General features: G+C 61.2%; 9 protein-coding genes. 5 read left to right on the top strand and 4 right to left on the bottom strand.

Annotation, left to right across the window (positions count from 1 at the left end):
- The first annotated feature begins 59 nt into the window (after positions 1-59).
- From ACXAC3_RS17135 to ACXAC3_RS17120, 4 genes are all read left to right on the top strand, one after another.
- Positions 60-1763, top strand: a complete 1704-nt coding sequence (locus ACXAC3_RS17135; RefSeq protein ID WP_475162692.1) for an NAD(P)H-dependent oxidoreductase subunit E — start codon at positions 60-62, stop codon at positions 1761-1763.
- A gap of 13 nt (positions 1764-1776) precedes the next feature.
- Positions 1777-4560 (top strand): formate dehydrogenase subunit alpha, encoded by a 2784-nt coding sequence (gene fdhF, locus ACXAC3_RS17130; protein WP_475162691.1) that lies wholly within the window; start codon positions 1777-1779, stop codon positions 4558-4560.
- 111 nt (positions 4561-4671) lie between these two features.
- On the top strand, positions 4672-5469 hold the full coding sequence (locus ACXAC3_RS17125) for a cyclase family protein (protein WP_475162690.1): 798 nt from the start codon (positions 4672-4674) through the stop codon (positions 5467-5469).
- Entirely contained in the window at positions 5462-5974 is a 513-nt protein-coding gene (locus ACXAC3_RS17120; RefSeq protein ID WP_475162685.1) for a thioesterase family protein, read from the top strand. Before ACXAC3_RS17125 ends, ACXAC3_RS17120 begins: the two co-directional genes overlap by 8 nt.
- Before the next feature lie 8 nt (positions 5975-5982).
- On the opposite strand, the gene ACXAC3_RS17115 is transcribed toward ACXAC3_RS17120, so the two are convergent.
- The 3 genes from ACXAC3_RS17115 to ACXAC3_RS17105 all read right to left on the bottom strand — a co-directional run bounded on the left by ACXAC3_RS17115 (position 5983) and on the right by ACXAC3_RS17105 (position 13241).
- A complete protein-coding gene (locus ACXAC3_RS17115; protein ID WP_475162682.1) occupies positions 5983-10062 on the bottom strand; it encodes a translocation/assembly module TamB domain-containing protein in 4080 nt (1359 codons plus the stop codon).
- The gene (locus tag ACXAC3_RS17110) at positions 10059-11864 is read right to left on the bottom strand and encodes an autotransporter assembly complex protein TamA (RefSeq protein WP_475162681.1); all 1806 of its coding nucleotides are present in this window, start codon (positions 11862-11864) and stop codon (positions 10059-10061) included. The genes ACXAC3_RS17115 and ACXAC3_RS17110 overlap by 4 nt, the downstream gene beginning before the upstream one ends.
- A gap of 153 nt (positions 11865-12017) precedes the next feature.
- The gene (locus ACXAC3_RS17105; protein ID WP_475162679.1) at positions 12018-13241 is read right to left on the bottom strand and encodes a urate hydroxylase PuuD; all 1224 of its coding nucleotides are present in this window, start codon (positions 13239-13241) and stop codon (positions 12018-12020) included.
- Positions 13242-13337: 96 nt separating this feature from the next.
- Here ACXAC3_RS17105 and ACXAC3_RS17100 point away from each other — a divergent pair, with 96 nt between their 5' ends.
- Positions 13338-14258: a LysR family transcriptional regulator gene (locus ACXAC3_RS17100; RefSeq protein ID WP_475162677.1), complete on the top strand. Its 921-nt coding sequence runs from the start codon at positions 13338-13340 to the stop codon at positions 14256-14258.
- On the opposite strand, the gene uraH is transcribed toward ACXAC3_RS17100, so the two are convergent.
- On the bottom strand, positions 14255-14611 hold the full coding sequence (gene uraH, locus ACXAC3_RS17095; RefSeq protein WP_475162675.1) for a hydroxyisourate hydrolase: 357 nt from the start codon (positions 14609-14611) through the stop codon (positions 14255-14257). The genes ACXAC3_RS17100 and uraH overlap by 4 nt on opposite strands.
- Between the last annotated feature and the right edge of the window lie 61 nt (positions 14612-14672).

The following is a 14672-nucleotide window of genomic DNA, read 5'->3' as shown; positions in this document are numbered from 1 at the left end:
ATATGTGATTTGACGATATGCTATTCTGATGAGACACGGAGCCTCAATCGGAGGGCATCATGGCACCATTAGACACCAAGCCATCAGGCGCACCCAAGGGCGTCTGGAAGTCAGGTAAAGGCAAGGGGCGGCACACGCCCAAGGGCCGTCAGTTCACGGATGAGGCGCAGGCTGAAATTGCGCGTCTGCTGGGCGACCGTCCGCGCCGCCGCGATCTGCTGATCGAATTTCTGCATTTGATTCAGGACGCTCACGGTCATATCAGCGCTGACCACATCGCCGCTCTGGCGGTTGAGATGCGGGTCGGGCAGGCCGAGATCTACGAGACCGCGACCTTCTACGCTCATTTCGATGTGGTGAAAGAGGATGAGACCCCACCGCCCGCTCTGACGATCCGTGTATGCGATTCCCTGTCCTGCGAAATGGCCGGTTCCCAACGTCTGCAAAAGGCGCTGGAGGATGGGTTGGACCCGTCCGAGGTCCGCGTAGTCCGCGCGCCGTGTATGGGCCGCTGCGACACCGCCCCGGTGCTAGAGATCGGCCACAACCATATCGACCACGCGACCGCCGAAAAGGTGCAGGCGGCGATTGCGGCCGGTGACACCCACGCCCATCTGCCCGATTACGAAACCTTTGCCACTTATGAGGCCAACGGCGGCTACGCCAAGCTGAAAGAACTGCGCGACGGCGGCGATTGGGAAAAGGTGCAGGAGGACATTCTGGCCTCCGGCCTGCGCGGCCTGGGTGGCGCGGGCTTCCCATCCGGCAAGAAATGGGGTTTCGTACGCATGAACGAAGGCCCGCGTTATTTGGCCGTAAATGGCGACGAAGGCGAACCCGGCACCTTCAAGGACCGTTACTATCTGGAACGCACGCCACATGTCTTCCTGGAGGGCATGCTGATCGCCGCATGGGCGGTCGAGGCCGAGACCTGCTTTATCTACATGCGCGACGAATACCCGGCGGTGCTGGAAATTCTGCGCCGCGAGATCGCCGCGCTGGAAGCCGCGGGCATTGTCGAGCCGGGCTATATCGACCTGCGCCGGGGTGCCGGTGCCTATATCTGCGGCGAAGAATCCGCGATGATCGAGTCGATTGAGGGCAAAAAGGGCCTTCCGCGTCACCGTCCTCCGTTCGTGGCGCAGGTTGGGGTCTTTAACCGCCCGACCTTGGTGCACAATGTTGAGACGCTGTATTGGGTCACAAAAGTGTGTCGTGAGGGGCCGGAGTGCCTCAACAGCACCGAAAAGAATGGCCGCAAGGGCCTGCGCAGCTATTCGGTCTCGGGGCGGGTTGCGAAGCCGGGCGTTTACCTGCTGCTTGCGGGGTCGACCATTCTTGACGTGATTGATGCCGCCGGCGGCATGGCCGAGGGCCATGTGTTCAAGGCGTATCAACCGGGCGGGCCGTCGTCGGGTCTTCTCCCCTCCAGCATTGACGACGTCCCGCTCGACTTTGACACATTGCAACCGCTGGGCACCTTCATTGGATCTGCCGCCGTAGTCGTCTTGTCCGATCAGGACGCGGCCCGCGATGCGGCGCTGAACATGCTGCGGTTCTTCGAGGATGAAAGCTGCGGCCAGTGCACCCCCTGCCGGGCGGGCTGCGAAAAGGCCGTGAAGCTGATGCAGGCCGACAAGTGGGATCAGGACCTGCTGGAAGACCTGTGCCAGGTCATGGGCGACGCTTCGATCTGCGGTCTGGGGCAGGCGGCCCCGAACCCGATCCGTCTGGTCATGAAACACTTCGCTGACGAAATCTGAGGGAGACAGAGCCATGCTTGACGCAAGCCCAAACAAGACCGTCACCTTCAGCCTGAACGGCGATGACGTCACCGTGCCTGAGGGCACTACGATCTGGGAAGCGGCCAACGGCCGTGGACTGGTAATCCCGCATCTGTGCCACAAGCCCGCGCCCGGCTATACACCCGACGGCAACTGCCGGGCCTGTATGGTCGAGGTGGAAGGGGAGCGCACGCTGGTAGCCTCGTGCATCCGCCCGGCGGCGGATGGGATGGTGGTCAAGACCGACACCGACCGCGCCGAGAAGTCGCGCGCGATGGTGATGGAATTGCTGGTGGCCGACCAGCCCGAGCGGCCGCATGACGTGTCCAGCCACTTCTGGGACATGGCCAAGCTGAACGATGTCAGCGACAGCCGTTTCCCGGCGAAAGAGGCCCAGAAAATCCCGCTGCTGGATGACAGTCACGTTGCGATGCGCGTCAATCTGGACGCCTGCATCAACTGCAACCTCTGCGTTCGCGCCTGCCGCGACGTGCAGGTCAACGATGTGATCGGCATGGCCGGTCGTGGCCACACCGCGCAGGTGGTGTTCGACCAGAACGACCCGATGGGGGCGTCGACCTGTGTTGCCTGCGGTGAATGCGTTCAGGCCTGCCCAACCGGGGCGCTGATGCCTGCAACCGTTTTGGACGACAAGCAACAGGGTGACAGCAAGGACTATGATTCCGAGACCGAAAGCGTCTGCCCGTTCTGCGGCGTGGGCTGTAAAGTCTCGCTGAAGGTCAAGGACGGCAAGGTCAAATATGTCGAGGGCATCAACGGCCCCGCCAACGAAGGCCGCTTGTGCGTCAAAGGCCGCTTTGGGTTCGACTACATCCACCACCCGCACCGCCTGACCAAGCCGCTGATCCGTCGTGAGGATGCGCCCGAGAAGGGCCTGAACGTTGATCCGGGCAACCTCTCGACCCATTTCCGCGAAGCGACCTGGGAAGAAGCGATGGACTTGGCGGCCACCAGGCTGATGACCTTGCGCGACGAAGATCCGCGCAGCGTCGCGGGCTTTGGCTCGGCCAAATGCACCAACGAAGAAGCCTATCTGTTCCAAAAGTTCATCCGTCAGGGGTTCAAGCACAACAATGTCGACCACTGCACCCGTCTGTGCCATGCGTCGTCTGTTGCGGCGCTGATCGAGAACGTGGGCTCGGGCGCGGTGACCGCGACCTTCAATGAGATCGAGAATGCGGATGTGGCGATCATCATCGGGGCGAACCCGATTGAAAACCACCCCGTGGCTGCGACTTATTTCAAGCAGTTCACCAAGCGTGGCGGCAAGCTGATCGTGATGGACCCGCGTGGCGTCGGAATGCGCAAATTCGCCGACGAAATGCTGCAATTCCGTCCGGGGGCCGATGTCTCGATGCTCAACGCGATCATGAATGTGATCGTCGAAGAGGAACTGTATGACAGCCAGTACATCCACCGCTGGACCGAGAACTGGGAGGCCGAGAAAGAGCATCTGCGCCAGTTCACGCCCGAAGCGATGGCCCCCATCTGCGGCATCGAACCGGACCAACTGCGCCGCGTGGCACGGACCTTTGCGCAGGCCAAGGCCGGTCTGATCTTCTGGGGTATGGGCGTCAGCCAGCATATCCACGGCACCGATAATTCGCGCTGCCTGATCTCGTTGGCCTTGATGACCGGAAACGTCGGTAAACCCGGCGCGGGTCTGCACCCGCTGCGGGGCCAGAACAATGTGCAGGGTGCGTCGGATGCGGGTCTGATCCCGATGTTCCTTCCCGACTACAAGACGGTCACCGATGACAACATCCGGGCCCAGTTTACCGAGGTTTGGCGCTCGGACGATTTCTCGAACGAGAAGGGCCTGACCGTGACCGAGATCATCGACCAGATCTATGCCCGCAATATCAGGGGCATGTACATTCTGGGCGAAAACCCGGCCATGTCCGACCCGGACGTAAACCACGCGCGGGACGCGCTGGCCAAGCTGGATCTGATGATCGTTCAGGACATCTTTCTGACCGAAACGGCGAATTATGCCGACATCATCCTGCCGGCCTCGGCGCTGTATGAAAAGGACGGCACGGTGTCGAACACCAACCGTCAGGTACAGCGGGTGCGTCCCGCAGTATCGCCTCCGGGTGAAGCGCGCGAGGATTGGAAGATCACCGTCGAACTGGCGCAGCGCATCGGGTTGAACTGGGACTACACCGACGTAAGCCAGGTCTTCAATGAGATGAAACTGACCATGGAGTCGCTCGACAACATCACATGGGAGCGTCTTGAGACCGAGACGATCACCTACCCGTCGCTGTCCGAGACCGATCCGGGGCAGTCGATTGTGTTCGGTGATGGCTTCCCGCGTGCGGGCGGCAAGGCGAAATTCACCCCGGCCAGCGTCATCCCGCCGGATGAGGCCCCGGATGAGGAATATCCGATGATCGCCACCACCGGCCGCCAGCTGGAGCATTGGCACACCGGGTCGATGACCCGTCGCGCCAAGGTGCTGGATGCGGTTGAGCCCGAGGCGAATTGTTCGATGAATCCGCGCACGCTCAAACTGATGGGCATCGAGCCGGGCGAGATGATCCGCCTGACCACCCGTCGCGGCTCGATCGAGATCATGGTACGCGCTGATCGGGCCATTGCCGAGGATATGGTGTTCATCCCGTTTGCCTATGTCGAGGCGGCGGCCAACATCCTGACCAACTCGGCCATCGACCCCTATGGCAAGATCCCCGAGTTCAAATTCTCGGCCATTCGCGTCGAAAAGATCGAAGACGCCATCGCGGCGGAATAGAAAAACGCATCATCAACCTGGAAAGGCGGCCCATCGGGTCGCCTTTTTCTTGCCTTGACAGCGGGTTACTCGCGGCCAACCCTGTCACCGCCATTGATCGAGGAGGTGCACATGGCCCGCCGGTTCGTCGATTTATCCGTTCCCCTGGAAACCGGGATCGTTTCCGACCCGCCGATCATGTTGCCGCAGATCGAATATCTGACCCATGACCAGACCGCGGAACAGATCATATCGTTCTTTCCGGGACTGAAGAAAGACGACCTTCCGGGCGGCGAGGGCTGGGCCGTCGAACGCCTGCAGATCGCCACTCATAACGGCACCCACCTGGACGCGCCCTACCACCACCATTCAACGATGAACAACGGCGAGCTGGCGATTACCATCGACGAAGTGCCGCTGGAATGGTGCATGAACCCCGGCGTGAAACTGGATTTCCGTCACTTCGACGATGGGTATGTCGCAACCGCCGCCGACGTTGAGGCGGAACTGAAACGCATTGGTCACGACCTGCAACCGCTGGACATCGTTGTCGTGAATACCTCTGCCGGCACGCAGTACGGGCAGCCTGACTACCTGATGAAAGGCTGCGGCATGGGGCGCGAGGCCACGTTGTTCCTGACGGAACGCGGCGTGCGCGTGACCGGAACGGATGCCTGGAGCTGGGACGCGCCCTTTGCGCTGACAGCGCAGGAATACGCCGAAACGCAGGACCCTTCGATCATATGGGAAGGCCACCGCGCCTCGATCGACATCGGATATTGCCATATGGAAAAACTGACCAACCTCGAAGACCTGCCGCCGACGGGGTTCGAAATCTCTTGCTTTCCGTTCAAGATCAAAGGGGCCTCGGCGGGTTTTGTCCGGGCCGTCGCGATCTTTGACACCGAAGGGGGCGAAGCGGATGAGTAGACCTTTGAGCGGACATGACGGCCCTTATGACGCTCCGGTCGAAATTCGCGGGTTTTCGGTATTGCCCGAATGGATCGACTATAACGGCCACATGAATGTGGGGTTTTACGGCGTTGCGTTTGACATGGCGCTGGAAAAGCTGATGGTTGACCATCTTGGCCTGGGCGAAGTCCAGGTCAGTGCCCTGGGGCAGGGGCCGTACATCCTGCAATCGCACATGAATTTCCTACACGAAGTACAGCAGGACGCGCGGTTCTATTTCCGATTTCGCATGCTGGATGCCGATCAGAAGCGCGGCCACTATTTTGCACAGATGTTGGCCGAAGACGGTAATGCCCTCTGCGCCACGCAAGAGGCGCTGTTCATGAATGTCAGCCATGAAACGGGCCGGTCGGTGCCCTATCCGGATTGGGCGGCCGCACGCCTGCAGCAGATGGCCCGGGACCACGCAGCGCTGGAACCGGCACCTCAGGTGGGGCAACCGATCGGCATACGGCGGGCCTGAGCGCGCTTTCAGTAGTCGCGCTCGAAAAATACACCGACACCGGTTTCGCCGCGCCCGTCGACAGTACCGCGCACCGTGAAGTTGTCGGTGACGTCGAGGTTAAGGTTCACCTCGGTATCGCCTTCTGTATTCACGGTGAAATCGGTGTACAGATTATCGCTCAGATAGGCGCCGGCCCCCAGACGTCCGCCGCCGCCTTCCGAGGCGCCGATATCGACCGAATCAACGCCGGTGGTATCCCGTAGCCCCTTGGTCGTATCACCGCCCGCACCGCTGAGTTGCGCCAGCGAGGCCGCCATCTGTGCGATCACAAACGGTGACAGTTCCGAAAAACGGTTGCCGAACAGCAGCATGGCCAACGCCTCTTCGGCGGGGCGCTCGGGGTCCGAGAATACATCGACCTCGGGCGCATCCAGCGGGCCGGCGATTTCAATGGTCGCGGACCCGTCCGATGTGCTGGTCGAGGATTCAAACTCGATATACGGCGTCAAATCGCCCTGCAATGTCACAAGCCCCTTGGTCAGGGCCAGCCTGCGCCCCAGAATGTCAAAGGTTCCCCGGATCAATTCTATCTGACCCGAGGGCACAACCGATGTTGTCGTGCCGCCGATGGTCAATCGCCCCCCAAGTTCCGCATTCACGCCCCGGCCGCGCACAAAGACTGCCTTCGGGGCCAGCAGGCTGACGTCCAGCGCGATCCGGGATTCGCTTTTGGATGCATCGTCTTCGGCCACTAGTCGGGCGCGCTGCCGTGTGACATACACTGCCGAGCTTTCGCCGATATGCACGATATCCGGGATCGGAGCGGCACCCACGGCGCCTGCAGCGGCTGCCAGGTTGATATTGGTCTCTTCAAATGTGATCTGCCCGGAAACCGAACTGTTGCCGGCGAGCGCCCCGGCCATGGTGATCTGGCCGCTCAGGATCGTCTCGTACAAAAGCTGATCCGTCAGCACCAGGCTGTTGAGCGTGGTGACGATCTGGGCGTTGAACGGCGGGGTCAGGTCCACCGGCCCGGCAACGGTAAAGTTGCCGCCGGCACGTGTGCCCCCGTTCAGAGAGATCGTGGCCCGGCTTTGCGCCAGATCGACCGTCCCGTTGATACCGGTGATGGTCTGACCCGCCTCGGGGATGGCCAGCGACGTTCCTGAGGTCGTGATCGAACCGCTGAGCGAACTCAGGGCAGGCTTGCCCTTCAGACGGAGATCGTATCGCGCGGTTCCGTTGATCTGATTGGGCGAGATAAAGATATTGGCGATGCCGATATTGACCCCGCCCTGCGCCCGCAGGTCAGCCTCGGCGCTGGTTTCGTCAAACGTGCCGGAGATATCGCTGCTGATCTGGGCCGGTCCCTGGGCCGCGCTGTCGATGGTCCAGACGCCGTTGTCGCGTTTCGCGGTTCCTGTCGCCGCGATTGTTCCGGGGAAATCGGGGGCGAAACGTTCAATTCTGTTCAGCTTCGCGTCGAAGTCGAAATCCGCGGCGCCGTCGCGGTCCACCTCTCCGGTCAGGCTGGCATAGGAACTGTCCGGCCCGCGCAGGTTTGCGGTGCCCTCCAGCCCGGACGCCGTCGGGGCCACGCTGCCATCCAGTGTCAACGGTCCCGAAAGGGTGCTGGCGATCCGGGACAGATCGTCAAGATCGACCGAGTAATTCAACCGCCCGTTTTCACCATCGACCTTGCCGGACGCATTGGCACTCAGCGCGGTGCCGTTCAGGCGGAAAGTCCGCACATTCAGACCCTGATCGCCGTTCTCGGCATCCACCACAAGCGTGGTTTTGCCCTGAACCAGCTTATCGACAAGGTCGATGCCGGTTTGAATGTCACTGGCGTTCAGATCGCCCTGAATGTCGAAGAACCGGCTGGCGAGATTTCCGTTGCCCTGCACATCCGCCTCGACCGACCCGGCAAGGTCGCGCCCGGCCAGCGCCGAAAACAGGGACAGATCGGGCGCATTCAGGCGGGCCTGCCCATCTGCGGACAACGCGCCGGTCGGATCGTCTATTGTCGCCGCGACCTGCGCAGTCAGGGCGCTGCCAGTCACGGTAGCGTTTCGTATCTCGATCCGGTCAGCCGTTCTGGCACCGTCCCATTTGATCGTCGTGCGGCCTTTCAGTAACGGGTCGATTTCAGACATTCCTGTCCTGATATCCTGCCCGGTCGCACTGGCCGTGCCGTCGAATTCCAGCGTCTGAACCGTACCGGTGCCGTTCATCTCCGCCTGCAGCGATCCGCCAAGATCCCGCCTGGCCAGACCGGAAAACACGGTCAGGTCCGGCGCGTTCACGTTGGCCTGACCGTCAATGGTCAGGTTGCCATCGGGCGTTGTAACCGCGCCGCTGGCCTGTATCTGTGCCGCTTGGCTGTTCAGGTCAAATTCTCGGATGGTGATACCGTCTGCGCCGCGGGCGGCGTCCAGGGTGATCGTGGTTTCACCTTTGACCACCGGGTCGATATCGTCACGCCCGGTCGACAGGTCGCTGCCCTCAACGATCAGCTTGCCGTCAAAACTGCCTTCCAGCGGCGATCCTGTGCCATCGACGCGGGCAGTGGCCTGCCCACCCAGATCCAACCCCGCAAGATCGGAAAAGCGCGCCAGGTCAGACGCTTTAAGCGTGGCCGATCCGTCAACGGACAAGCCGCTGTTCAGCCCGTCGATCAGCGCGTCCAGAGCGAGCGTGTAGTCCGTCCCGACCACCTCGAACCCCGACAGGTTCAGCGACTGGTCACTGCCGTAGTCAAAGAGGCCGTCCAGCGTGATGCGCGCGCCCACCGCCCGGTTCAGTGCCGGGTCGCTCAGATCCAGCCCGTCGACAGCGGCCTGAAGATCACCCTGAACATTGACGGTGTCACCTTGTTCCAATGTGCCCTGCGCCGTAATCCGGGCGCTGTCCAGCCGCGCCCGGGGCGACTGGAAGGCGTCCGCCGTCAGGCTCAGATCCCAAAGGTTGCCGTTTTGCCTGTCAAACAGCGCCGATATCTGCGCGGCTTCGATGGAGGTATCGCCGCCCGCGACCGGCAGCACGACGCTGTTTCCGTCAGGCGGGGTTATTCTGCCTTGCAGGGCTGCCAGTTGCAGGGTTCCGCCGGTAGCCAGGCGAAGCTCACCCTTGAGGTCCAGCGCCTGCGTGGACAGTTCCAGATCCGAAACGTCAAGCGCGCCCTGCGGTTGGGTTTGACCATCCACAAAGAGGCGCGTCTTGGCTCCGAAAAACGGGTCAAGGTCGTCGGCCAGAAATGGTGTCAGGTCGCCGCCAAGGTCAGCGGTAAAGGCAATCCCGTCTGCGGCGCCGGTCTCGGCCGCGCGCAGTTCGACCTGCCCTGTCACCCGTGGCTGCTTGTCGCTGCTCAGGACAATATCGGCCGTGAAGTCGGTCAACGGCCCTGTACCCTCGGCTGACAGGCCGATCGGGGGGCTGTCGGGGATTTTCAGCGCAGTTGAGATCAGCCCGCCGGACGCCTCGTTCACCCGCAAGTCCAGATTGATCTGGCGGCTGGAATTCTGAAACCCGGCGGCAAGCGTGATTTCATCACCGGCGCGATCCAGCCGGGTTATGTCCAGATTGGTGTCCAGCGTCCCGTCGGCCAGCGACAGATTCCCGGTGACGGACAGATCGGCCGCGACGCCGATCAAGGGCCTGGCCAGCGACAGCTCATCCACTCTGATTTCACCGATTTCTATGGATACCGGCAACTCTGGCAACTGAAACGGCTGGGTTTCGGCAGATGGCGTTGGCGTGTCTTTTGTGGTGGTCCCGGGCGCGCGGGCGATGTCGATCTCGCGTGCTGTTAGTGCGTTGACCGAGAACCGCCCACGGATCAGCGCCAGCCGGTTCCAGTCCAGCTCGGCATCCTTGATGGTCAGCCAGACGCCTTCATCGTCGGAAACGGTGACTTCCTCGATTGTCGCACGCGCACTCAGCGCCCCTTGCAGCCCCTTGACCGTCACGTTCTGGTTGTCGCCTGACAGCGTGTCCTGCAGAAACCGTTCAAGCATACTGCCGCCGCTGTCCTCCTGCGCGGCCAAAGGTGGCGCGGTCAGGATCAGTGTCGCTGTCAGGGCAGGATATGCGTAGCGCCGTATCAAAATGCCTGTCCGATCCCGATATAGAACTGAAGCCCGTTGCCGGTGTCGCCTTGCACCGGCACCGCCAGATCAAGGCGAAGGGGACCAAAGCCGCCCAGATCATACCTGACCCCGAGGCCCGCGCCAGAGTGGTATTCGGCGCCGCTGCCGATGAAGGACGAGGTGTCCACAACACCATAGTCGTAAAACCCTACCAGCGATATCGTGTCCGTGACCTTCCCGCGGATTTCCCCGGACAGGCCAAGAAATGACTTGCCCCCGGCCACGCCGCCATTGACCGGTATGCCGAGGCTTTCGAAGGGCTGCCCGCGGACAGTTCCGGCCCCGCCCGAGAAAAACAGAAAGTCTGGGGTCACGTCGTCCGGGGGCGGACCGATAACCGATCCCAGCTGCACCCGGCCCGCCAGCACCAGCCGGCCCCCAGTGTTCAGACTGGTATAGGCGCGCCCGTCGAAAAACAGCCGAATGCCGGTATCTGTTTCGGACAGGCCGAAAAAGGGCATAACCTGAGAATCCAGGTAATACCCGCGCGTGGCACTGACCTTGCTGTCGCGTTCGTCCCATTCCGACCGGAACGGAACAATGAAATACCGGAACTTGCGCCTGCTGCCATAAGCGTCATCCGCGTCCGACCACTGGAACCCGGCCGAGGCTTCGGCGTACAGCCGGTCCGAGAAGGTGCGGCGCGCGCCATACGCCAACGATGCAACCGCGACGTTGTAGTTGTCTGTATTGCGACGTTCCAGCAGGGCGCTCCAGAATGTGTTGTCATCTGGACCCAGCCTGTCGGGCTGATCCAGACGCAGCCCGATCCGCCCGTCCAGATCCTCGGACCCGCCGATATTCCGCAACGCGGCCTCGAACCGCAGCCGCTCGGCACGGCGAAAGACGTTGCGGTGGGTCCAGGTGGCGGTCAGGTCGATACCGGCGCGCGAGGCGACCTCGAACCCGAAGGTCAGTCGGCGCTTGGGCAGGTCCTCGAAATAAGCGTCGAAATCCAGCGTCCCGTCCGGGTTGGGGGTATCGCGCTCTTCGATCGAGACGACGTTGAACGTTCCGGTGCGCCGCAGTCTGGTTCCGACCTTCTGTATTTTTTCCGGCGAATAGACTTCGCCCGAAGGGAAGCCTGCGATCTTTTCAATCGACCTGTGACGTACGTCAGTGTCGCCGGAAATGATCATTTTGCCAAAGGTCAGCCGGGGGCCGGGGGCCAAGTCGATCCGCGCGTCCAGCTGTTTCTGCGCATGACGGGCGATGACTTCCTGATCCTCGACTTCAGCCTTGGCATGACCTGTGTCGCGCCAACCCTGAACCCCGGCCGAGGCGGCCTGTTGAATGGCCCCGGTGGTCGCCAGCTTTCCGGGCGCGAATTCTTCCGGCAAAACGGTGTCGGGCGCCACCGGTTGAACGATGGCTGTACCGAACGTGAAGGTCGGTCCGGTGTTGACGGTGATGACAGCCCGGTTGATCTGCGCCGGAATATTGAGCGAATTCAGGTCCGCCGCCTCGCGGCCGTCCAATTTGATGCTGACAACGGGGCTGAAATACCCTTCGTCATAGAGGATCTGAACGATCGTGCGGTAATCCGACAAAGCGGCTGACAGAATCTCCAGCGGCGTGTCCAGCCCGCGGGACTCGGCGGTTGCCACCGATGAAGTTTCTTCCAGCCGTTTTATAAGCGCTTTCGGCGCGCCCGGTGCGGTCAGGGTGGTTTCCAGCGCGGCCAGAGGGTTTGGCAGAGCGGATGCGATCACGCCGATCAGGCAGTATCTCACAATAGCGCGCGGCCAGTTCCTCTGCATCGAATGGCTCCAACTGCCTCAAGTCGAAATCAATTTCGCCGCCTTTTGTGTGACAACGGCTGATTACACTCACTAGAGCATCAGTTCCGGCGCAGGGAAAGATTTTTTGATGGGTTCGATGATCTCGCCGCCCGAATGGACCCGGAATCGGGGTCAGGATCCGGCGTTGCGGAACCACCGGATGATGGCGTCGCGGTCTTCCGGTTCCATATAGGTGACATTGGCCGGGGGCATCGCGTGGCTGACGCCGGCCTGAAGGTAGATTTGCGAGGCATTGCGGGCTATGTCGCCTTCGGTTTCCAGCAGAACGCCTTTTGGGGCCCAAAGGATACCTTCCCACACTGGTTCGCGGGCATGACACATCGAACAACGCCCAAGCACGATGTCATGCGCCTCTTCAAATCCGTCAGCGGACGCGAATTTCTGCTCGTAGGGCGTAAGGGGCTGGGCTTCGGCCTCTTCCAGCGGTTTGTACATGGGCGCGGTGGACAGCCACATGATCGCGATGAACAGCAGCGCCGTGACAAGCCAGGTCCAGGTCGGGTCACCAGCGCGGGCGTGACGGGTGTTGAAATAATGGCGGATCGTGACGCCCATCAGGAATACCAGTGCGGCGATAATCCAGTTGTATTCGGTCGCAAAGGCCAGCGGGTAGTGGTTCGACAACATCAGGAAGACCACCGGCAGCGTCAGGTAGTTGTTATGGGTCGAACGCAGCTTGGCGATCTTGCCGTATTTCGGGTCGGGGGTGCGGCCGTTTTTCAGGTCATCCACCACGATGCGCTGGTTCGGCATGATGATGAAGAATACGTTCGCCGTCATGATGGTGGCGGTAAACGCACCCAGATGCAGCATCATCGCACGGCCGGTGAAGATCTGGTTGTACCCCCAGCCCATCACCACAAGCAGAACAAACAGCAGCACCATCAGCAGGGTGGGACGTTCACCCAGTCCGGATTTGCACAGGAAGTCATAGATCAGCCAGCCCACCGTCAGCGACGCAGCCGAGATCAGAATCCCTTGCCACAGCGCCAGATCGGCCTTCTGCGCGTCAATCAAGTACAGCTCGCCACCCACCCAGTAGACGATCATCAACAGCGCGGCCCCGCTGAGCCAGGTCGCGTAACTTTCCCACTTGAACCAGGTCAGATGGTCCGGCATCCGCTCGGGCGCCACCAGATATTTCTGAATGTGGTAAAAGCCGCCGCCATGCACCTGCCATTCCTCGCCATCCGCAGGGCCGGGGATGTCGCGGTTCAGGCCAAGGTCCAGTGCGATGAAATAAAACGATGATCCGATCCAGGCAATGGCGGTGATCACGTGCAGCCAGCGCACGGCAAAAGCCATCCAGTCCCAGAACACGGCGAAGTCGTACATGAAAGGTCTCTCCGATTGGTTGCGGCCACACTAGGCAAACGCGCTTTTCTTCGGTATTCCCGTATATTGTCAAACTGTATCAAAAAAAACGATAAGATGTCCTATCTCGACAATATCCGCACCTTTGTCAGGGTTTACGATCTGGGCAGCATGTCCGCCGCCGGGCGTGATTTGCGGATTTCGCCTGCGGTGACCTCGGCGCGTATTTCTCAGCTTGAGGATCATTTGGGCGTCCGCCTGTTTCAGCGTACCACCCGCAACCTCAGCCCGACCGAGCAGGGGCGGGCTTTCTACCCCGGCGCGGTTGCGGTTCTGGACGCGGTGGACGAGGCCGAGGCGCAGGTCGTCCATCTGACCGAAGCCCCCCGCGGGTCGCTGTTCGTGGCCGCGCCTCTGGGCGTCGGTCGCCGGTTGCTGGCTCCGCATGTACCTGATTTTCTGGCGGAATACCCCGAGATTGATGTGCGCCTGCGCCTGACAGACAGGTCGGTCGACCTGACGACCGAGGGGCTGGATCTGGCGTTTTTCATTGGTCAGCCCGAGGACAGCACGCTGCGCATCCGCAAGATCGCCGATTGCCAGCGTGTGCTGTGTGCGGCACCGGAATACATAAAACGCCGGGGCATGCCGCAGAATGGCGCTGACCTAATCGCCGACAAGCATGAATGCCTGAACCTGCGCTTTCCGGGGGCCACCGAGTTTCAGTGGCTATTGGAAACGCCTGAAGGTCCCAAACGATATGCCGTTTCGGGGCGCTTCGAATGTGACGATGGCGATGTCCTGACGGATTGGGCCCTGTCCGGGCAGGGGATTGCGATGAAGCCCGCGTTCGAAGTTGCAGAGCACCTCAAGGCCGGGCGACTTGTGGCTGTCGCAGTCGACACGCCTCCGGTTTCGGTTCAGATGGCCTGCCTTTACACGCACCGCCGTCATCAGGACCCCAAGGCGCGCCTGTTCATGGATTTCATGATTGCAAGGATCGGGGATGTGGTGCGCACATCCCAGAACCAGACCTAGCTGCCGCGATAGGTTGAATACCCGAATGGCGACAACAAAAGCGGCACGTGGTAATGCGCCGCGGCATCCGACATGCCGAAACGGATCGGCACCTGATCCAGAAACAGCGGTTCTTTGTCGGACTGGCCGGTTGCGCGCAGGTAATCTCCGGCAAAGAAAATCAGCTCATATGTGCCAGTTTCAAAGGCATCCTGCGGCAAAATCGGGCTGTTGGTGCGGCCGTCAGAATTGGTCTGCGTCTCGGCCAGCTGGTGGCGATTTTCCCCGCTGATCCGGTACAAAACGATCTTCAGCCCTTCGGCCGGGCAGCCGCGGGCTGTGTCCAATACATGGGTCGTCAGATAGCCGGCCACGGGTTTCTCCTTTGATTTGTTTTTGGTTTGCCCCAGTCTGGCGCAAAGTTCAGAACGGTGG

Source organism: Ruegeria sp. ABV4_181, from assembly GCF_056158465.1.
This window is presented reverse-complemented; position numbering and strand designations above follow the sequence as displayed.

What these genes read in the sequence shown, in the direction of transcription:
- ACXAC3_RS17135 (WP_475162692.1), top strand. Translation starts at nt 60, where the DNA reads ATGGCACCATTAGACACCAAGCCATCAGGCGCACCCAAGGGCGTCTGG.
- fdhF (WP_475162691.1), top strand. Translation starts at nt 1,777, where the DNA reads ATGCTTGACGCAAGCCCAAACAAGACCGTCACCTTCAGCCTGAACGGC.
- ACXAC3_RS17105 (WP_475162679.1), bottom strand. Translation starts at nt 13,241, where the DNA reads ATGTACGACTTCGCCGTGTTCTGGGACTGGATGGCTTTTGCCGTGCGC.
- ACXAC3_RS17110 (WP_475162681.1), bottom strand. Translation starts at nt 11,864, where the DNA reads ATGCAGAGGAACTGGCCGCGCGCTATTGTGAGATACTGCCTGATCGGC.
- ACXAC3_RS17120 (WP_475162685.1), top strand. Translation starts at nt 5,462, where the DNA reads ATGAGTAGACCTTTGAGCGGACATGACGGCCCTTATGACGCTCCGGTC.
- ACXAC3_RS17125 (WP_475162690.1), top strand. Translation starts at nt 4,672, where the DNA reads ATGGCCCGCCGGTTCGTCGATTTATCCGTTCCCCTGGAAACCGGGATC.
- ACXAC3_RS17100 (WP_475162677.1), top strand. Translation starts at nt 13,338, where the DNA reads ATGTCCTATCTCGACAATATCCGCACCTTTGTCAGGGTTTACGATCTG.